Genomic DNA, 19,478 nt, shown 5'->3' on the forward strand with positions numbered 1-19,478 from the left:
CCGGATTCCATCACCATGGTTGAACTGTGGGAAACCGTTGCCCATCTCGAAGCCCATTTGCAAACCGCGCATATGAAAGCGTGGAGCGAAGCCGTCAAAGGCGACGTGCTGGAAAGCCATATCCGTATTCTGGAACCGGCGCTGTAATTTTTCTGCTTTAAGTTTGAATCAAGCCCGGTTGCGTGATGGATCGGGCTTTTTTGTTGCGGGAGATCATGGAGGCGCTGGTTTGTGGCATTAGTAATTATTCAAGGTTCATTGATTTTGTCTACTGCGCAGATAAAACAGGCCACTTTGATATATCTCAAAGAGATACAATTATTTTTTCAATGGATAACTTAGTTATGGCAAAATAAAAAACCCTGATATTTATCAAATTTAATTTCTAGGTAACCTGTCAATGAAAACATCCAAATCCCTTGGCGTCATTGTCTTCATTAGCGCATTTTTTGTCTCAATCAACCCCGCTCGTGCCAACATATTTAGTAAACCTATAGATCTGTCCAAGCCGTTTATCTGCAAAGATATATCCCCAACGCCCATGCACATCACAGATAAAGGTTTGATTGTAAGCGGGGTACTTTATCCTTTGTACAATTCTAACTCGTCCTCGACGCCAGTGCTCACTAATACCATATTTCGCAGCCTGGATAACTTGGAGGAAATAGATATTATCCAAAACTCCGATAACGGTAAAGTGAATGTCAGTTACATGAAATTCCGCATCAACCCTGACCAACTTATAAACGATGAATCAATTGAGAATAATAAAGTTTTTGAAAAAGGAAGTTTTGACGCTGTAAATCCTGGACCAACTTATTACTCAAAAAATCAAGGATGCGAACAGTAAGGTATTGTTCAAAAGGCATATATTATGTTCTATAGAGCAATGAACGGTCAGCCCTACTTCTGGTTTAATTACAGATAATGTTACTAGCAAATAAATACCAGCAACCCATTGATCTAACTGATGTAACACCCACTCCAAATTTACATTCCAAAATGAGAACCTGCTTCCGGGAATAGCCCTTGTCGGGGTCGGGTTATCACCGTATTCTTCTTTCGCACCTGCAAAATCAGGTGTCGGGATTGACCTCCTGAAACCACACACTGGCGGCACACGGGCGCATTCGCCCCTTTTTGTGTCGTTCACACGGCTACGCTACAATGGTGGGCCGGGTGGGGGCATCGTAAGATGCGCCGATGTCAGTGTGGTCGGTAAGGTCAACCCCACCCGGTTCCGCCACCCGTGAGATTGACCTCTCCGCTGGCGGTATTTAAATACCACACACTGGAGGCCGCCAACATGGCAATAACCCTCAATACCGACTGCAATTTACTGACTGTCCCCTTTAGCGCCGCAACCGATTTTACCGATCTGGCCGATTGCTGCGATCGCTTTGCTGAAACCCTGATTGACTGTGATGATCCGGTCTGTAAGTTGGCACTATTGGGCCGGATCGGGGCCTGTCTGGCGCTGCTCCGCCCGACGCTTGATGATCCTATTCCGCCGCACCTGATCGAACGTTTCACCGTTGAGACGCTCCCCGATCCGCAACAATTTTTCGAACCGGATGCCGAAGCGCTGTGCGACTACTGCCAGACTCTGACGCAGGTGCTTTGCCAGCAATCGTTGCTGCCTGAAACTGAAAAATCGTTGAAGGGATTGCTGTGCGAGCTGGTGTGGATGTTTGCTGCGGATTTGAAAGCTCCGCGTTGGGTGAAAACAACGCATTAAAAACGCTAAATACAGCGGCGCTCCTGGACTGCACAATAAGTTTGCTGGGCAGGAAAAGAGGGCGCCGTTCAAAGTAGCGGGACACTCAAAACGCCAACGGGTGTCTACAGTTAATCTATCGCCCCCTGGCTAAGACACTCACATTATGACTTTTTCTTTCAGAACCTATTTTCACGGCCGTCTGCGTTTGCTGATTTCTATACTGGCCGGAGTCATCTGCTTTTTAGCCCTCCCCGCCGGGCTGGGCTATCTGCAACGGTTGCTGATAGGCTGGAATGTGCTGGCGTGGCTGTATTTGTTCTTTATGTGGTTTCGTATGCTGCGTACAGATGTGCAGGATATTCCGCGCATTGCCAGAATGCAGGATGAGAGCGCGGGGCTGGTGCTGGGCATAGTGATCATCGGCTGCCTGGTCAGTATCCTGGCGATCCTGATTGAGCTGACTTCGCTTAAGCACCTCACCGGAGCACCACGCGCGTTGCATCTGCTGCTGACCGGTAGCACGCTGGTGGTTTCCTGGGCCTTACTACCCACTTCCTTTGCCATGCACTACGCTCATCACCATTATTTGCACCGCAGTAAAGACGTTACGCCGATGATTTTCCCGGATAAGCCGAAGGAGCCGGGTTACTGGGATTTCCTGTATTTTTCTTTCACCATCGCCGTCGCGTCGCAAACCGCCGATGTGGAAACGGGAACCACCGACATCCGGCAAATTACGCTGCTCCAGTCGGTTATTTCTTTTGTTTTCAATCTGGCAATTTTGGGGCTGTCGGTGAATGTCGGAGCCGGGCTACTGAACTGACTCCGTTCTTTTTGCAGAATAGCATTATTGATGTCGTTTCACCTCGTATTGCAGACACACTACGCCCGACGGGAAAACGTGACTCTTTACCAGCATGAGAGAAGTTTTGTCTTTGATGTTTTTGAACAAGGGAATACCTTGCCCCAGCAGTACCGGATTGACGAATAGCCAATACTCATCGATAAGGTTTTCCGTCATTAGTGCGTGAGTTGCTGAGGGGCTGCCAAACAGTAAGATTTCGCTGCCCGCGCTATGTTTGAGCTTGCTGATTTCGTCGTTCACATTGCCACTGATAATGTGCGTATCAGGGTGATTTTTTTTCAACAGGGTTTTCGACAACACCACTTTGCGGGCAGATTTATACCAACGCGAATGCGCATGGTCATGCGGGCTGGCGTCGGACTTGTCGGCAGCCGTGGGCCAGTACGATTCCATCATCTGCCAGGTGGTGCGCCCATATAAGGCGGTGTCGGTCTGCTGGATCCGCTGCTCTACATATTCAAACAAGTCGGGGCTGAGGCTTATCCAGGCCAGACTCGCCGGCCCCTCAGCGGTAGAAGCGACAAAACCATCCAGCGACACATGGACAAACGAGACTATTTTTCTCATGATTTTCTCTATGATTCAGTTTTGATTACCTGACCTGCGAGGCGCGCCTGGGTCAGGTTCCCGTCTTTAATCGCACTCATTTTCTCCAATGACATCCCTGGAACGTCTGGCATTAAGTATAAAAGCAATACGGTTCCTGAACAGCGCCCATTGCCGGACTTTGACGCAGGTGCTTTGCCAGTCGTCGTTGCTGCCTGAAACTGAAAAATCGTTAACTGAAAAATCGTTGAAGGGATGGCTGAGCGAGAGGGGACAGGAAGTTGAGGAATATCTTGCGAAGCAGTAGGTCGGGCGACAATGTCGGTTATGGTGAGGGCTTTATTCTCCAGTGAAAAAGGGGAGCCGAAGCTCCCCATAACGTTACCCTTCCGATTTCACCACTTTGATTTCCACCATTCCAATCCCCAACTGACGCGGGGAGTGGCCGAGAATATTGCCCTCGTTGGTGGTTTGCGGATCCGGCGGCGCAATCGTCAGCAGATTGCTGTTCGTCGGGTTATCGAAATGCAGCGTGGTGGTGGTGACGTCTTTGCTGAGTGTCAGCATTTGCTCACTGTTACCCACGCGCACCGGAATCGGTTTGTCGGCGTTCGGCCCAAAGGCTTTGGCGGTGATCACCAGATCGAATTTCTGTGGCAGCGGCGTTTTGTACTCAATCTTCACTTCATGACCGAGTTGCGCGTTTGACCAGCGGCCCCAACTCTCCGGACGGGAAATACCGCTGAACTGTTTCACTTCTTCTGGTGCTCCGGCGACGTTGAAGATAAAGCTGTCCGCTTTATAACGGATGTCGTTATCCACGATTTTCAGGGTGTCGACGTTGCCTTTGTAGCGCACCATGTCGATAACCGTGTCTTTGAACGCGGCTTTCCCTTTCCACTGTGCTTTATCAACATGTTGCACGGTTTGCTCGCCGCCAAGCTGGCCCTGAGAAACACACCAGTCAGTTGAAAGCGACAGTTCTGGTGCCCACAGTTGAGCCATTTTGTAGCAGCGGTCAATCCACATGAAGTTATCGCGTGGCGCAAAATCGGCAAGCTGATAGCGCAGCGGCGCGGAGTATTCACTTTCCGGCAGCGGTTCGACTCGGTTGTCGGAGACTCGCAGCAGCAGCGGCAGACGGAAATGCGAACCAGAGAAAGCCATCATGCCTTTCTGTTGATCGACAGTGAAATCTTTGATTGATTTCGGGAAGTTCCACAGGCGGATAATGTCCGGTTTCCACGCCAGCACTTTCTCTTTCATGTTGAGGAACACTTCGGACAGCGACTGGCTGGAAAGGCTGCTGCGTCCGAGGCCGATAAAGTTGTCGCCACCGAGAATATCCAGCACTGTGGCACCGTTATCCATGGTGCTGCGCTTTACGCCCATCACTTCTTGCTGCGGCTTGTCGCCGCGGATGACAAAGAACAGATCGCTGCGATCCTGTTTATTGAGGTATTCCCAGGCGGTGTTTTTCATCGCCAGATGATCGGAAGAAACCACGATCACTGTGTTCTTAAAGTACGGCGAGGCTTTGATCTTCTCGATCAGCGCTGCAACGTGTTCCTGGCTACAGGTGACCGCGCTGAATGACTGGTTCACCTTCCCGTCGATTTCATATTTTTTACGGTTACAGCTGCGGGAGATAAAGCCATCCGGATGATGGGTATCGACAGTCAACGTGAACAGCGAGAAACGCTGGCCGGATTTCGACAGCTCTTCGTATTTTTTCCATACTTCGTCGAGCACGGTGTCATCGTAGAAGCCCCAGTCGTTGCGATAGTTGGGGTCGGCAACGGTGGTTTTCAGTTCTTCCGCACCGTAGAGGTGCTCGAAACCATGGGATTGCAGGAAGACGTCTTTACCGGCAAAGCGCAAGTTTGCGCCCTGCATAAAGTAGTTTTGGTAGCCGGAGTTTTTCAAAATATCGCCAAGGCAGATATTTTGCGGGAAGAAGCTGGATACGGAAGCCGAGGCGTTGCCTTCGAACGGCGCAAAAAGCGGGATGCCGCATTGCGACGCGACCATTCCGGCAATGGTGTAATCCGTGCCTGGCAGTTGCGCGGTGTGGCTGAAATCGATGCTTTCATCTTTCAGTTTACCGAGTTCAGGCGTCAGGTTCGGGAACGCGTCATTATCAAAATAGGTGCGTTCAAGGCTTTCACCGTAGATATAAACCAGGTTGAGTTTTGGGTTCGGAATCGATTTAGACGGCTCTTTGTAATAGGCCGCAAAATCCGGATCGCCATCGCGGGACTGGGATTTCACCAGTTCCGTTATCTGATGAAATGCAGGACTTGCGTCCACGGAGGCAAGGGCAAGCCCTAACGCCAGCACGCTGTAACCAAAATGATGAGGAAGGTGACGACGACGGCGCAGCAGCCAGCCGAGTCCACCAAAGACTAAAATCAGCGCTAGCACGAGGCCCACGCCGGGAAGAATATATTTACTGACGCCTGCACCGGTCAGACTGTTGGTGAGGGTATACAGCACGGCATCGTTGATGCCGTCGCCGGTGAAGTAATCACTGGCGTAAAGCGTCAGGTTCAGGACCACAAAAAGGCCAAGCACCGTCAGGGTGGAAGCAAACCACCAGGTATTACGCCCCGCCTTCCATGCATAAATCACGACGGAAGCGAGAAACAGAGCAATAGAGACAAGCTCGGACACAGCACATCCTCAGTTACATTGGTCATCCACTGACCAGACACTATTTTGGGCCCTACACTTTAATTGCAGTGCAATATTGCTGCAATTGTAGCGTCATCAAAATGTGCATTTATTCAGAATTGGTTGAGATGTGCGTATTTTTTATCCCGCTCACACGCTTTATGAGCGGGATGTTGAGGGGATCAGGAGAGGAAATTCGTGCCTTGTTTAAGCACCAAGTCGCAAGCTTTGGTTTTAACTTGTTTTCCAAGCTCGGAATCACCGAGAGAACTCAGGTTCAGCTGTTGGCCATTCTGAGCGTTAAGCAGACCCTGAATACCGTCCATATAATTGGTATCGGCTTTTTGCTCAGGCGCGGTGTCCAGGCCGAGTTTGCCCAACACCTGATCCTTCACATTGTCGGCATTGGTCACGGAAGTCAGCTTCTGCTGCGCGCAATACCCGAGAATGCCCGCCGCGTTATTCATGTTGTCAGCGCTGAGCGCTTTGCCGCTGCCTGTGAGCAGGCTGGTCAGGGACGAAATGGACGTGCCGCCCTGGGAAGACGTTGAACTTTGGCCACTCAGTTCACTGGCTGCGCTGGAAAGCGTGTCGCTGAGTGAAAGGGCAAAAGCGCTGCTGGAAAGCAGAGCGCTGGTGAGCGCGATAGTGCAAACAAGGCGTTTAGTATTATTCATTTTATTTTACTCAGTTGACTGAAACCTGGTCAGTATAACGCTGCTCAGGATCAGAAATATCTCAATACTCTTTGCCTGTCACACGGCTGCGGTAGCTCTCCCAGTTAAAGATTACCCACAAGCTATTGCCTAAACGCATGCGATCCATGACGCGTTCACCGAGCAATTTGTTCATTTCATCCATGTTGCTGTTGGTGAGCATCCCGGTTGGGCGTTTTGACGATGAACGGCGGTCGACGATCTGATTAATGATCACTTTCTCGTAGCGGGATTCCGTCTGCACGCCGATCTCATCGATCACCAGCAGATCGACATTACTCAGATCGTTCAGCAGTTTCTCTTCGGTGACCTCGCGATTGCTGAACGTGTCTTTCATCGCAGACATGATGTCGGCGACGGTGATGATCAGTACCGATTTCCCGCGCAGCAGCAGTTCGTTGCATATAGCCGCGGCCAGATGGTTTTTTCCGGTGCCAGGCTTGCCCGAAAAGATGAAGCTCGCAATGTTACCGTCGAACTCTTCAACATATTGGCGCGCTTTGGACAGGGCATTCATCTGCCCGTCAGACTCTACGCGGTAGTTATCAAATGAGCAGTTCTGGTGCAGTGGGCGAATGCCGGAGCGGTTGAACGTGCGCTGCATTTTCATGGCACGATTTTCACGTTCCAGCGCTTCTGAACGCTGTTGCCCTTGTTCTTTTTGCCATGCCAGCAGTTCTTCACCCGTTTTGAACGCCGGTTCGATGTGCTTTGGCATCATTTTTTGCAGGCGTTGCATCAGGTCACCAACATTTTTCATTATTAACCTCGAAAACCTGGGGGAATGTGATTATCTGGCTCAGAGAGCGTGTTGAGATCGCGCTTTGGTTGCCCGCCGTTGCTGGCGCGGCCGATTTGCAGACTTCGTGCCAGTTTCTGCTGCCATTGCACGTGATGGAAGACTTTGCCTTCCGCCTGCCAGTAGGCCGTGAACGAAGCCAATTCTTCCGGTGTAGCGGGCTGCGTCAGGGCAATACCCCACAGTGCTGCCATGCGCTGGAAATCCGCATCGGGCTGCCAATCGGCATACATCGCGAATTTGCCCATCGGTACGGCAATGGGGGCGGCTGTCGGCTCATCGAAAAACTGACCGTCCAGCGTGACGTCGCTGCCCGGGCGAGCAAGTTTGGCTTCCAGTTCCAGCAACTGTTCCAGGCGTGCGGGCGCAATGGCATAAAACGCGGGCGCATTATTGGCAAATACCGCAATGGCGCCGTTATCGGCATTGTTCAACACGCCATCAGGATCGCGCAAAAACGCTTCAACCCCGATAACGCTGGACGTCAGAATTCTGGAAGACATAGCAGTTACTCAAACAAAGAAACAACAGGTATAACATGGGCAGATAGTAGCACAGACCCGCGCACGGGAGGAGATTCCAGGACGTGCGCAAATCCGTGTTTCAGACGCGAGGGCGTTTGCGGTACAGCCATAGGCCCGGAATGGATAGTCCAATCGACAGCGCACCCACGATGGAGGTGGCTTTGAGGAAATTTTCCAGCAGCATTACCATCAATGTGTCGCTGTAGCCTAAATGACTGATTTTTACGGCTGAGATCATCGCGGTATACGCTGATATGCCCGGAAACATGGGAATGACCGCCGCGACAGTGAAAATTTTGGGATGCGCCAGATACCAGCGCGACCACTGAATACCAATGCTACCGACTAATATGGAGGCGATGAAGGTCGCCCATTCGATATTCATTCCGGCCAGCATCATAACCATACGCGAACCGTGGCCCACCGCCCCGAGCAGTGCACACCAGCGGAGCGCCCGTTGTGGGACGTTAAAAACCATCGCAAAACCCACGGCAGGGATCGCCGACAGCACCATGTCTTCTGCCAACGCCAGTAAGAAATCGATTATGCCCATCCGCGCAGTCCCCATAACGTCATTGCCATGACTACGCCGACACAGGTTGCTAGCGTCAAAAGACTGGCTATCGTCCAGCGCGCAAGGCCGGTATTGATGTGCCCTTTGAACATATCCGCGACGGCATTAATCAGCGGAAACCCCGGAACCAGCAGCAGGACGCTGGCGGCCATCGCGACCGTAGAGGTTTGCTGAAAAGCAGGTAAGCGCAACATCAGGCCAGACACGGTGGTGGCGACAAACGCCGTGATGCAGAAGTTTATTTGCGGGTGCATTGAATGGTGGGTCAGTACCTGGCGGATATACATGGCAAGCGTACTGGCACACAGTGTGACAAAGGCGCCATCCCAGCCGCCGTTATTGAGCTTGCAGAAGCACGCGCAGGAGAGCCCAACCATAGTGACCACTAACCAACGTGGATAACGCAGCGGTTTAATCTGCGCGAAACGTTTTTCGACATCTTGTGCATCGAGCAATTTATGCTCAACCATGATGACGATGTGCTGCACTTCCGTCACCACATGCATGTTGATACCACGGTCGTTATTTTTACGAGTCGATGTCAGACATTCCCCGTTATGTAGCGTGGTCAGTACGATGGCATTAGAGGAAATGGCACTTTCCACGCTGTCCATGCCCAGCGCTATTCCCAGGCGGGTAGAGAGCTCCTCCACCAAAGCACTTTCCGCGCCGTGCTGTAGCAATAGCAGGGCACATTGAATACATAGCCGCGTGACTTTTCTCTGCTCTGCTCGATCTGTTTCCATACCCACCTGAATTTTGCTCGCCCGTCTTAACACCGATAAACCTGTTTTTACCTGAAACCCCATGGCACATGGCCCCACGAGATCAAACAAAACGAACATGTTTGAAGCAGGGCGTGTGTTTTTTGAACTGAACCACACTTTTGCAAGATCGTTGAAAAGTGCACGTTTTACACGATTTATGCCCTTCTTTTTCTGCGTCTGCTTATCAAAAATGCAACAAGACACTTTATCGATACAAAAAACCAACAAATAATTAACCATGCTGAGGCAGAGCTCATGAAAACGCAGGTCGTTATTATCGGTGCGGGCCCATCAGGGTTGTTGCTTGGACAACTGTTGCACAATGCCGGGATTGCCACGGTTATCCTTGAGCGGCAGACGCCAGAGTATGTATTGGGGCGGATTCGGGCGGGCATTCTGGAGAGCGGCACGGTCGATTTGTTGCGACAGGCAGGCGTGTCGCAGCGAATGGATGCCGAGGGCCTTGTGCATCATGGCGTGGAATTTCTGTTTGATGGCGAGCGAATCCCGGTCCCGCTTAGCGAGTTGACCGAAGGCAAAAGCGTGATGGTTTACGGGCAAACCGAAATGACGCGTGACCTGATGGAGGCCCGGGCCAGTAGCGGAGCGCCAATCATCTATGGCGTCAGCAATGTTGAATTGCACGAGATGAAAACGGACAGACCGTTTGTGACGTTTGAGAAAGAAGGCGAAATCTGTCGAATCGAATGTGACTTTATGGCGGGCTGCGATGGATTCCACGGCGTTTCACGCCAGAGCATTCCGAAATCCCTTCTTCGCGAGTATGAAAGTGTCTGGCCCTTCGGCTGGTTGGGGTTGTTATCCGACACGCCGCCGATTAATCCGGAACTGATTTATGCGCATCATGAACGCGGATTCGTTTTGTGTAGTCAGCGCTCACTAACTAGAAGTCGCTACTATTTGCAGGTACCGCTCAGCGAGAGCGTAGAAGCGTGGAGTGACGAACGCTTCTGGCAGGAGCTGAAATGCCGCTTGCCGTCGGAGCTGGCGAATAAGTTAGTGACTGGTCACTCACTTGAGAAAAGTATCGCCCCGCTGCGCAGTTATGTCGTCGAGCCCATGCAGTTTGGCCGACTTTTTTTGGTCGGCGATGCCGCTCATATCGTTCCGCCAACGGGGGCAAAAGGACTCAATCTGGCGGCCTCGGACGTGAACTATTTATGGCGCGTTCTCTGTCAGTTTTATCATCATGGGCGCGAGGATTTGCTGGCGAGTTATTCATCCTTTGCGCTGAATCGGGTGTGGAAGGGGGAGCGATTCAGTTGGTTTATGACCCATTTATTACATGATTTTAAAGATAAAAGTCCGTTCGATCTGAAAATGCAGGAGGCCGATCGTCGTTACTATTTAGGATCAAGAGCCGGGCTCACGACGATTGCAGAAAACTACGTTGGTTTGCCTTACGAAAGGGTTCGTTAAGTTCAGGCGATGACAGGAGAGTTTATGGCGCATCACAGCACCATCCCGGTATTTAAGCTGTACGGCGAACAGTTTGGCTGGCCCACGCCTGAACTTCTGCATTGTGAGTCTATCCATCAGCGCAGCAGCCTCTATGAATGGCATATCCGCGTGCATCAGCATGCGGAACTGGTGCAGCTATTGTATTTGCACAAAGGGCAGGCTGAGATTGAAATTGAAGGTGAGAGAAGGGTGATAAAAGAGGCCTGTATCCAGGTGGTGCCGTCCTTGTGCGTACACGGGTTCCGATTTTCACCTGGCACCCAAGGCTATGTTCTTTCTTTGGCTTTACCGTTATTGAGCCGTTTTGAAAACCAGTTTGACCGCCAGATAGCCGTGTTGAATCAACCCCGTTGCATTAGCGTTAAACACTCCCGCTCACACATCCGTACACTTTTTTCCACATTGCTTGATGAGTATCAGCGGGAGAATGATGCGCGTGAGTTAATGCTTCACGCCATGCTCAGTGCATTACTGGTGTGGATTAATCGTCAGTGCCAGGGCGTGGTAGCTGTAGAAGACAGGACAGAGCGTCGGCGTAGCGTCATGCAAAAATTTGTGAGGCGCATTGAAAGTCATTATCGCGAACATCTAAAAATGTCCGAATACGCACAGTCTGTCGGGGTGTCAGTGACCCATCTCAATTATTTGTGCAAAGAATTTCATAATTGCAGTGCATTGAATATGTTACATCAACGACTCATGCTGGAGGCAAAGCGTAGCCTGCAGTACACCCGCATGTCGATTGTACAACTCTCTGATTACTTAGGGTTTAGTGATGCAACCTATTTTTCCCGATTCTTCCGACGTTATACCGGAATGCCCCCAAAAGTATTCAGGGAAAAAATGAAAGAGGATTAACATATAGAATAAATTCATTTCGTTATATTTGCTAACAGTTTAACGCTAGGTGTGTTTCATTATAATGTTTATTTTTATTAAGTTTACGTAAGAATATTATTGAGTCCGTTATCAATCATTTGTATATTTTAGACGTGACGCACTGATTTTTTAAAATGAAAGGGATAACATTCAGAGTGATTCATATAGCGAATGTCTAAAGTGCGTTCATTATTTAACTGAATGATTCTGTCGCATGAAATGGAGAAGTTATGCTCGCGGCATGTTTAAACTATGGCGTTATAATCAGTGATGTACCCATCATCCTGAAAGGCCTGTCGACCCTGATAAAAGATAATTTCCCAGAATATGAGGTAAGCTATCATCAGGATATTGACGAACTTACAATAATGCAGTTATGCAGAACGAATTTGATTGTTGTCGATCTTTCCGGTGAGGGATTGCAGGCAAAAGAGTTGTGTGAAAAATATTATTCATTGATGGCTAATTATAAAGATTCTCGTTGGATATTTATGTTGAGCCACAATAACTATCCACTGGCCGTTGAATATTTATTACGTCCGGAAAGTACTCTGCTTTCATATGCAGAACCTGTTTCACATATCATCACTGCTATTCGTGAGCAGAGTAGTCAGACGAACCGAATCAGCGCCTCCCTGACGACCTTTGATGCCCATCAGGCTCATACACTTGCGCCCATAAAATCAGGATTATCCCTCTCAGAACGCCAGGTATTACGCCTTTTTGCCAAAGGTTGGGGTGTGAACCAGATAGCCATGTTGCTGAGGAAAAGCAATAAAACGATAAGTGCGCAGAAAAACAGCGCTATGCGCCGCCTGACGTTACGTGGCAACGCAGAGTTGTATGCCTGGCTCAATAGCGATGTTGGCATGAAGGAGTTAAATCTCCTTCCCGTAGAGGGAGAGCCGAAACAATGGAAAAATACGTCGCAAGTGGACACGTCGCTGTCGTTGAAAACTGTGTAATGACAACCGTCGGGCTATGCGAGATTCTGTCTTGCTGTGCCGGTGCGTCGTATCGCTTACAGACATTTAAAGACAGCTGCGAATGGTTTTCTCAGCGCGAACATCGTCGTTATGACATTGTGATTTATTCCGTTTCCGGCGCCCGTTGTTCACGCCAGCAGAGCATTCATTTTCTTTCCCATCTGAATTGTATGCAGCCAGATGCCGCTCGGATCCTGCTTGCTGAAAATGAAGGGCAGGCGAAATTAATTCATTACTTGTTACCTGTTCCGGTACATGCGGTTTTGTGTAAAACGTCTTCTGTTGAAAAACTCGCACTTCAACTTAGAACCGTAATGAAACAAAGGGAATTTCTGGATAAGCCTTATCAGACGCTCAACTGCAGTTCTGGATACGTGAGTTTGAGCCTGACAGAACGCACGATCCTTCATTATATAAGGAATGGTTTTTCGATATCGGAGATAGCAGTACAGATGGCGCGGAACCCCAAAACCATTCGCACGCATAAATTTAATACCATGAGCAAGCTGGGCGTCAGGAGCGATTGTGGATTGCTTTGTGCGGCAGATATCCTGTGTAATCTGCCGTTGCAATCGGGGAATGCGTGCTGGTGATGCTCGTGGGCTCAAAGACAGACATCAATCCAGGTGGCGTCGGTGAGCTCAGCCAAACGTTCAGGGGAAATACGGACCGCGCTGTGAGTCGCACCAGCGGCGGGTAAGACTTCCTGAAAGGCTTTCAATGACACATCGCAGTAGACGGTCAGTGGGTTTTCAAGCCCAAAGGGACATACCCCACCAACGGGATGTCCGGTCCATGTGACCACTTCATCACAGCTCAGCATTCGGGCTTTCGCGCCAAATGCAGATTTCAGTTTTTTGTTATCAAGACGCGCATCGCCTTTCGCCACTACCAGAATTACTTGATCTTTTACTTTCAGTGACAGCGTTTTGGCTATCTGACCCGGCTCAACATTGTGTGCCGCAGCGGCGAGAGCCACAGTCGCAGTACTCTGATTTAGTTCTATAATTTCAATATCGGGGGCGCGGTCAGCGAAAAATTGCCGCACGGTTTGCAAACTCATAGTTTTCTCCTGATATAAACGAAATCAATCTGTCACAAGCAAATCATGCTGTAAATAAAAGTATGAGTCATCCCGTCATTTCATGGATTTCTCGATCCCCTTCACATTCGCTGCAACCGGTTACAGTAACCGGTTGCAGAAGTGCGTGCGGGCGATTAATACTGAATGCGTAACTTCCTCTGTATCGCAAAAAAATAAGAGCCGTGTATGAAATGTAACTTTATCTGCTGTACATCGGGCCAACCCCCCGGCGTGGTAGTGAACTCACAGTTCGAGATTGCACATCGCGGCACACTAACCGTTGCTGTGCTTACGTCTATAGCCCGTCAGGAGAGCTGCTATGTCTGCTAACCATGCTGCGTTCAATTTGATATTTCGATTTGTAGAAAACTATATTAGTCCTGTCGCCGGGCGTATCTCGTCCCAGCGTCACGTGATGGCGATCCGTGATGGCTTCATCTCTGCGATGCCATTCATGATTGTCGGCTCGTTCCTGTTGGTGTTCGCTTACCCACCATTCTCACCCGATACCACCTGGGGCTTTGCTCGCGCGTGGCTGGATATGGCGAAGCATTTTGAAGGCCGCATCCTGACGCCTTTTGATATGACCATGGGCGTCATGTCCATTTATATCTGTGCGGCCATTGCCTACAACCTCGGTAGGCATTATGAGAAAAGTGCACAGCTTGACCCGTTTATGGGCTCGATGCTCTCTATCATGGCGTTCTTACTGGTTGCCGCACCTAAAACTGACGGCACGTTACCGGTGCACAGTTTAGGCGGCACCGGGATCTTCACGGCTATTCTGGTCGCTGTGTATTGCGTCGAAATGATGCGTTTCCTGAAGGTGCGCAACATCGGTATTCGCTTACCCGATCAAGTCCCGCCGATGATCAAAAACTCCTTTGATCTGCTGATCCCGGTTCTGGTTGTGGTACTCACGCTTTATCCGCTGAGTCTGTTCATTCAGAGCCAGTTCGACATGCTGATCCCGCAGGCGATCATGTCGGTCTTTAAACCCCTGGTTTCAGCAGCGGATTCCCTGCCTGCCATTCTGCTGGCGGTTCTGATTGGCCATCTGCTGTGGTTCGCAGGTATTCACGGCGCGGCGATTGTCTCCGGCATGCTGCAAATGTTCTGGCTCACGAACCTGGGTCTGAACCAGACTGCACTGGCGCAGAGTGCTCCACTGCCACACATCTTCATGGAAGCTTTCTGGACCTTCTTCATCGTTATCGGGGGGTCGGGTGCAACCATGGGGCTGGTGTTCTGTTATCTGCGCAGCCGCTCCGCACACTTGCGCTCGATTGGTCGTCTGGGCGTGGTGCCGAGTATCTTTAACATCAACGAACCGGTGATTTTTGGTACGCCAATCGTGATGAACCCGGTGTTCTTCATTCCGTTCCTGCTGGCACCGATGGTTAATGCCACGATTGCCTGGGGTGCCATGAAACTCGATTTGATTGGCCGTGTGATTTCCGTAGTGCCATGGACCGCTCCTGCACCGATCGGTGCTGCCTGGGCGTTAGGTTGGGATTTCCGTGCTGTGATTCTGGTGGTGTTGCTGGCCTGTGTTTCCGCCATCATTTACTACCCGTTCTTCAAAGTGTACGAGAAGCAACTGCTGGCACAGGAAGCCGAAGAAGCGCAGCGTGCAGCGGAAGAAGCTGAACAAGCGGCGTAAATCGTCTTGGTTCTAAAGCGAAAAAGACCCGTTAGCATCACGCTACCGGGTCTTTTTATATTCAGGGGAGAAGGTTATTTAAGCGTACAGTCACCGCACTGCTGTACATCCGGCAGGCGATAGCGCTGGCAGCAGGTGCGACGTACTAATAAACCGTCGCGCATGACAACGGTACGCCACAGCGGGTTATCCCGCCCGTCAGAGAATTGTTTGGCAAAAAACAGATGCTGGCGAAGTTCATTTACCTGCTCATCGCCCAGTAGCGTCTTCATCTCGCCCAGATACCAATTAATGAGATACCCGGTGTTGCTCCAGATGAGCTTGCCGTTGATCTCGCCGGTCGTTTCAAGTGCGCTCACTACTGGCATCAGCGTTTCCGTGACCAGATGTTCCATTCTTAATCGCGAGGATTTCCGTGTCAGGTCAGGGTCTTCTTGTACATCGACCCAGAAATTGGCCGCACGACCGGTCTCGTGGAACTCAACGTGAAAATGACGAGGAGAAAGGCTCAGCGCCCGCTCTTCTGTCAGCAATGCCAGCATGAGCGATGGCACTTGCAGGCCGATATACCATTGTGCCCAAAGGGACAACAGCGGTTTGTTTTCGCGAGTCTGAGCTGGATTATTGCGATAGATATGATCGGCATAGCGTGCCAGCAGGGTTGTGAAGTCGCTGCTGCGGCTCCACTCTGCGAGCGTCATGGCATGGTGTGGATGCGGTTCGTTAAGACGAATGAAATCCAGCAGATGCGGACGGTGCTCTGTAATTTTATCCCGCAACGTATCCGCAAGCCCCGATTTATGCTCAAAGAGCGGGGTTCGCCAGATAAGACCTTCGATAATCGGTGCAGCGCGATAAGCCATGAAGTTGCCGGGATACAAATCTAAATGATAATGATTGCCAATCCTAGCTATAGAGAAAAGCAATCGCAACTCTTTTTACGCTTTTAGCCCTTTCATTGCGAATTTCATACGCTGGCGAGCGCTTCACTGGTGAGAATATTGTTCCGTCCTAAATGTTTGGCTTCATACAGCGCCTTGTCGGCCTGAGCCAACGCGCCTTCAACATCTTCCCCGATTAATGGCGCAAGCCCGATGCTAACCGTGACATTGGTGGCAACACTCTGATTAAACATATGCGGAATTTTCAAGTCGTACACTTTTTGCCGAATACGCTCTGCCGTCTGTAATGCCGTTTCTGGCGTGGTGGAGGTCAGCAAGACCATAAACTCTTCGCCACCGTAACGGGTCACAATGTCTCTCGAACGCACGGCGTTGCGGATAGCCGCTGAGACCTGAATCAATGCCTGGTCGCCCATCATATGGCCATAGTGATCGTTGTAGGCTTTGAAATAATCGATATCCAGCAGCAAGACAAAGTGTCCGCTGGCATCCAGTGACAGCAGTGTTTCAAGGCGGTTTTGCAGGCCACGGCGATTGTAGAGTCCGGTGAGCGGGTCAAGCATGCTCAGGTCAGTCAGCGTCTGGCGCTCTTCCAGCAGCTTGTACATTAGCCCTTGAGCAAAGTTGTCATTGCGCCGCTGAATCACACTCTGAATGGAAATTCCCGCCACGGGGAGAGCAAAGCAATACACCATCCGCACCCACTGGTCGCCCTCGCTCAGCACCAAACAAGTGATCAGCACTGGCAAAGAATGAAAGGTAAAAGCAATGATATTATTAGAAAAAGCAATTGCCCCGACAAACAGCACGCTTAATAAGGCAATCACCAGATAGTTAAAATTAGCCTGATGCATTAATGGCAATTTTATGGCGATATGCCAGGCCCACAGGCAACCAAACACAATGGAGATGGCTGGAATATTGATTTTCTTCTCAGCCCAGGCCCAGTGACCCGCTAACAAAACTGCACTGCTAAAGGTGATAAGCAGCAGCGGGAGGGTGATCGCCGAAACGTGATACACCGGGCTCAGCATCGAAAATAGCGATGAGGTTAAATTAAGGAACAAAAAAAGGCGTAACGAAAATTGATATTTTTTTATGCGTAATGAACGCCAGGATTGTGATGTCATGTCAGGAAATCATTATTTATTGTGTGATTGCAGAAGGGCTAGCCATCAGGAATGACAAATTCGCGCGGGAACGAATCGCGAGAATATATCAGGAACACTAATCTATTGATTTAATCCGCACAATTTATCACCTTCCTGCAACACTGTCACTCGCGTGAAAGTAAAGAGCGCAACGGCCTCTGGCATTATCTTGCAAATGATAAAAATTATCATATGATATTGGTTATCATTATCGATTTGAGAGTGAAAATCATGTTGCAACGGGCGTTGGGCAGTGGGTGGGGAGTGCTGATTTCTGGAGTACTGTTGGGCGTGTTGGGTTTTGTGGGTTTATCAGCGGAGACCTGGCGAGGTTTGATCGTTCTGGGGTTGCTGCTTTCCTGCATCATGATTTGGCACCGTCAGCTACGTCATTTCGTGCTGCTGCCATCGGCATTTGCCTTGATAGGTGGAATGATACTGGTGATGATGAATGTAAAGCTGATGGGATAAAGCTGAAAACAAGGAGAGAAGAACAGAGAGAGATAAGAAAGCTGGTGCGAGGGGGGGGACTCGAACCCCCACATCCTAAGGACACTAACACCTGAAGCTAGCGCGTCTACCAATTCCGCCACCTTCGCACAGAAATCTTATCTTGATATTGCCCTCTTTGGTGCGAGGGGGGGGACTTGAACCCCCACGTCCGTTAAGACACTAACACCTGAAGCTAGCGCGTCTACCAATTCCGCCACCGTCGCCCAGTGTGAGCAATATCTACGTAGTATATGGTGCGAGGGGGGGGACTTGAACCCCCACGTCCGTTAGGACACTAACACCTGAAGCTAGCGCGTCTACCAATTCCGCCACCGTCGCATACCATCGACTCTTAAAAAGAATCGTTACTACGGAGGCGCATTCTAGTGGTTTTCCGATTTTCGTCAACAGTTAATTGCACCGGACTTTTCCGATCGCTGTAAAAGTGCGCGCTTTATCGACAGGTTGGAGAAGAGGCAGGAAGGACGCCCGCAGATCAGAGCCTGCGGGCGAAGCAAAGCGACTATTTTTTTGCCTGACGCGTCATGACGGTACGGTAAACTTTAAAGCGTCCCGTCTGGGCAAGTACTTCGTGGAAGCCGAAGATTTCGTCCAGCACTTTCGGATACGGCAGGAAGGCGTTTGCCACAATGCGCAGTTCACCGCCAGTACCCAGATGACGAACAGCGCCACGGATCAGCTGCTGTGCTGCCTCGAGGCTGGTTTGCAGTCCGTCATGGAATGGCGGGTTGGAAATGATCATATCAAAGCGTCCTGTCACGTCTGAGAAGACGTTACTGGCGAAGACTTCACCTTCCAGACCATTAGCCGCAAGCGTTGCGCGGCTGGCTTCGATTGCCGGAGCGCTGACATCGCAAAGCGTCAGGCGTACTTTCGGCGAATGGCTCGCCAGTACGGCGGCCAACACGCCAGCGCCACAGCCGACGTCCAAAACTTTGCCTTTGGTGTGCGGCGTCAGGGTGTTAACCAGCAACTGACTGCCGACATCCAGACCATCGCGGCTGAACACGCCCGGCAGCGTTTTGATTGTCAGGTCATTCAGTTTATATTCGCCCCAAGCGCTTTCGGCGTTGAACGCTGGCTGTGTTTCAAGACGACCATGATACAGACCACAGCGACGCGCGCTGTCCACTTTGTTCAGTGGGGCGAATTCTGCCAGCATCTGCTCGGCGCTACGCACGCCGCTACGGTTTTCACCAACCACAAAAATATCAATGCCAACCGGCATCAGCGACAAAATGTTGGTCAACTGATACAGCGCTTCCGGTTTGTTTTTCGGCCAGTAGTAAATCAGCGTGTCGCAATCCGCAACGTCAGCGGCTTCTGCCGTCAGGCTAAAGCGCACGTTTTCGCCCATCTGGCGGCTCAGCACCTGCCAGTGGTGATATTGTTGGGTATGAGCGCGGCTAAACGCGGTCTCCAGACGTGCGGGCAGGTCATCCTGCAGATCACCGGCAAACAGAATGCGGCTTTGTTCGAAATCATCACTGTGGCGCAGCAAGACTTCACTTGCCGGAGATAAAGCAGACATAAAGAGTATTCCTCAATTAACGACCGCAGGATTATACACATTTATAGCCGTCATACTTCAAGTTACATCTGCGTTGGCTGCGCCTTGCCGCAACTCGAATTAT

The 19,478-nt window shown here is 50.4% G+C and carries 22 protein-coding genes and 3 tRNA genes; 10 read left to right on the forward strand and 15 right to left on the reverse strand.

Annotated features, from left to right (window positions below):
* From VH187_RS00355 to VH187_RS00370, 4 genes are all read left to right on the forward strand, one after another.
* Window positions 1-147: putative quinol monooxygenase (locus tag VH187_RS00355; protein ID WP_329699618.1), on the forward strand; the 147-nt coding region annotated here is incomplete at its 5' end.
* A gap of 253 nt (window positions 148-400) precedes the next feature.
* Complete coding sequence (locus tag VH187_RS00360) at window positions 401-850, forward strand: hypothetical protein (RefSeq protein WP_329699517.1); 450 nt, start codon at window positions 401-403, stop codon at window positions 848-850.
* A gap of 456 nt (window positions 851-1,306) precedes the next feature.
* Complete coding sequence (locus VH187_RS00365) at window positions 1,307-1,738, forward strand: hypothetical protein (RefSeq protein WP_329699518.1); 432 nt, start codon at window positions 1,307-1,309, stop codon at window positions 1,736-1,738.
* A gap of 145 nt (window positions 1,739-1,883) precedes the next feature.
* Window positions 1,884-2,543, forward strand: a complete 660-nt coding sequence (locus VH187_RS00370) for a DUF1345 domain-containing protein (RefSeq protein WP_329699519.1) — start codon at window positions 1,884-1,886, stop codon at window positions 2,541-2,543.
* Window positions 2,544-2,567: 24 nt separating this feature from the next.
* On the opposite strand, the gene VH187_RS00375 is transcribed toward VH187_RS00370, so the two are convergent.
* The 8 genes from VH187_RS00375 to VH187_RS00410 all read right to left on the reverse strand — a co-directional run bounded on the left by VH187_RS00375 (window position 2,568) and on the right by VH187_RS00410 (window position 9,163).
* On the reverse strand, window positions 2,568-3,152 hold the full coding sequence (locus tag VH187_RS00375; protein WP_329699520.1) for a dihydrofolate reductase family protein: 585 nt from the start codon (window positions 3,150-3,152) through the stop codon (window positions 2,568-2,570).
* Between the two features lie 8 nt (window positions 3,153-3,160).
* Window positions 3,161-3,508: a hypothetical protein gene (locus tag VH187_RS00380; RefSeq protein WP_329699521.1), complete on the reverse strand. Its 348-nt coding sequence runs from the start codon at window positions 3,506-3,508 to the stop codon at window positions 3,161-3,163.
* Window positions 3,509-3,512: 4 nt separating this feature from the next.
* On the reverse strand, window positions 3,513-5,804 hold the full coding sequence (opgB, locus tag VH187_RS00385; protein ID WP_329699522.1) for a phosphatidylglycerol--membrane-oligosaccharide glycerophosphotransferase: 2,292 nt from the start codon (window positions 5,802-5,804) through the stop codon (window positions 3,513-3,515).
* Between the two features lie 182 nt (window positions 5,805-5,986).
* Complete coding sequence (locus VH187_RS00390) at window positions 5,987-6,481, reverse strand: YjjA family protein (RefSeq protein WP_329699523.1); 495 nt, start codon at window positions 6,479-6,481, stop codon at window positions 5,987-5,989.
* Between the two features lie 61 nt (window positions 6,482-6,542).
* Complete coding sequence (gene dnaC, locus VH187_RS00395) at window positions 6,543-7,280, reverse strand: replicative helicase loader DnaC (protein WP_329699524.1); 738 nt, start codon at window positions 7,278-7,280, stop codon at window positions 6,543-6,545.
* 2 nt (window positions 7,281-7,282) lie between these two features.
* A complete protein-coding gene (dnaT, locus tag VH187_RS00400; RefSeq protein ID WP_329699525.1) occupies window positions 7,283-7,822 on the reverse strand; it encodes a primosomal protein DnaT in 540 nt (179 codons plus the stop codon).
* Window positions 7,823-7,922: 100 nt separating this feature from the next.
* Window positions 7,923-8,396: a threonine/serine exporter gene (locus tag VH187_RS00405; protein WP_329699526.1), complete on the reverse strand. Its 474-nt coding sequence runs from the start codon at window positions 8,394-8,396 to the stop codon at window positions 7,923-7,925.
* Window positions 8,387-9,163 (reverse strand): threonine/serine exporter family protein, encoded by a 777-nt coding sequence (locus VH187_RS00410; RefSeq protein WP_329699527.1) that lies wholly within the window; start codon window positions 9,161-9,163, stop codon window positions 8,387-8,389. Before VH187_RS00410 ends, VH187_RS00405 begins: the two co-directional genes overlap by 10 nt.
* Window positions 9,164-9,439: 276 nt before the next feature.
* On the opposite strand from VH187_RS00410, the gene pobA reads away from it, so the two are divergent.
* The 4 genes from pobA (at window position 9,440) to VH187_RS00430 (ending at window position 13,124) form a co-directional block, all read left to right on the forward strand.
* Window positions 9,440-10,624: a 4-hydroxybenzoate 3-monooxygenase gene (gene pobA, locus VH187_RS00415; protein WP_329699528.1), complete on the forward strand. Its 1,185-nt coding sequence runs from the start codon at window positions 9,440-9,442 to the stop codon at window positions 10,622-10,624.
* Between the two features lie 24 nt (window positions 10,625-10,648).
* Entirely contained in the window at window positions 10,649-11,524 is an 876-nt protein-coding gene (locus tag VH187_RS00420) for a helix-turn-helix domain-containing protein (RefSeq protein WP_329699529.1), read from the forward strand.
* A gap of 251 nt (window positions 11,525-11,775) precedes the next feature.
* Window positions 11,776-12,510 (forward strand): response regulator transcription factor, encoded by a 735-nt coding sequence (locus tag VH187_RS00425; RefSeq protein ID WP_329699530.1) that lies wholly within the window; start codon window positions 11,776-11,778, stop codon window positions 12,508-12,510.
* Complete coding sequence (locus VH187_RS00430) at window positions 12,459-13,124, forward strand: LuxR C-terminal-related transcriptional regulator (protein ID WP_329699531.1); 666 nt, start codon at window positions 12,459-12,461, stop codon at window positions 13,122-13,124. The genes VH187_RS00425 and VH187_RS00430 overlap by 52 nt, the downstream gene beginning before the upstream one ends.
* Before the next feature lie 11 nt (window positions 13,125-13,135).
* On the opposite strand, the gene VH187_RS00435 is transcribed toward VH187_RS00430, so the two are convergent.
* Window positions 13,136-13,594, reverse strand: a complete 459-nt coding sequence (locus VH187_RS00435; protein WP_329699532.1) for a YbaK/EbsC family protein — start codon at window positions 13,592-13,594, stop codon at window positions 13,136-13,138.
* Window positions 13,595-13,934: 340 nt separating this feature from the next.
* Between VH187_RS00435 and VH187_RS00440 the strand changes: the two genes are divergently transcribed.
* Window positions 13,935-15,278 carry a PTS sugar transporter subunit IIC gene (locus VH187_RS00440; protein WP_329699533.1) on the forward strand — a complete coding sequence of 448 codons (1,344 nt, stop codon included), beginning with the start codon at window positions 13,935-13,937 and terminating at the stop codon, window positions 15,276-15,278.
* 74 nt (window positions 15,279-15,352) lie between these two features.
* Here VH187_RS00440 and fhuF read toward each other — a convergent pair whose 3' ends face one another.
* The gene (gene fhuF / locus VH187_RS00445; protein WP_329699534.1) at window positions 15,353-16,141 is read right to left on the reverse strand and encodes a siderophore-iron reductase FhuF; all 789 of its coding nucleotides are present in this window, start codon (window positions 16,139-16,141) and stop codon (window positions 15,353-15,355) included.
* A gap of 104 nt (window positions 16,142-16,245) precedes the next feature.
* Window positions 16,246-17,310 (reverse strand): GGDEF domain-containing protein, encoded by a 1,065-nt coding sequence (locus VH187_RS00450; RefSeq protein ID WP_329699535.1) that lies wholly within the window; start codon window positions 17,308-17,310, stop codon window positions 16,246-16,248.
* A 252-nt stretch (window positions 17,311-17,562) separates the two neighbouring features.
* Between VH187_RS00450 and VH187_RS00455 the strand changes: the two genes are divergently transcribed.
* Window positions 17,563-17,802: a DUF1435 domain-containing protein gene (locus VH187_RS00455; protein WP_329699619.1), complete on the forward strand. Its 240-nt coding sequence runs from the start codon at window positions 17,563-17,565 to the stop codon at window positions 17,800-17,802.
* A 42-nt stretch (window positions 17,803-17,844) separates the two neighbouring features.
* On the opposite strand, the gene VH187_RS00460 is transcribed toward VH187_RS00455, so the two are convergent.
* The 4 genes from VH187_RS00460 to rsmC all read right to left on the reverse strand — a co-directional run bounded on the left by VH187_RS00460 (window position 17,845) and on the right by rsmC (window position 19,375).
* Window positions 17,845-17,930, reverse strand: a tRNA-Leu gene (locus tag VH187_RS00460).
* 30 nt (window positions 17,931-17,960) lie between these two features.
* Window positions 17,961-18,047, reverse strand: a tRNA-Leu gene (locus VH187_RS00465).
* A gap of 28 nt (window positions 18,048-18,075) precedes the next feature.
* Window positions 18,076-18,162, reverse strand: a tRNA-Leu gene (locus VH187_RS00470).
* A 184-nt stretch (window positions 18,163-18,346) separates the two neighbouring features.
* Window positions 18,347-19,375: a 16S rRNA (guanine(1207)-N(2))-methyltransferase RsmC gene (gene rsmC / locus VH187_RS00475; protein WP_329699536.1), complete on the reverse strand. Its 1,029-nt coding sequence runs from the start codon at window positions 19,373-19,375 to the stop codon at window positions 18,347-18,349.
* Between the last annotated feature and the right edge of the window lie 103 nt (window positions 19,376-19,478).

The organism is Scandinavium sp. (genome assembly GCF_036271055.1).
Lineage (GTDB): Bacteria > Pseudomonadota > Gammaproteobacteria > Enterobacterales > Enterobacteriaceae > Scandinavium.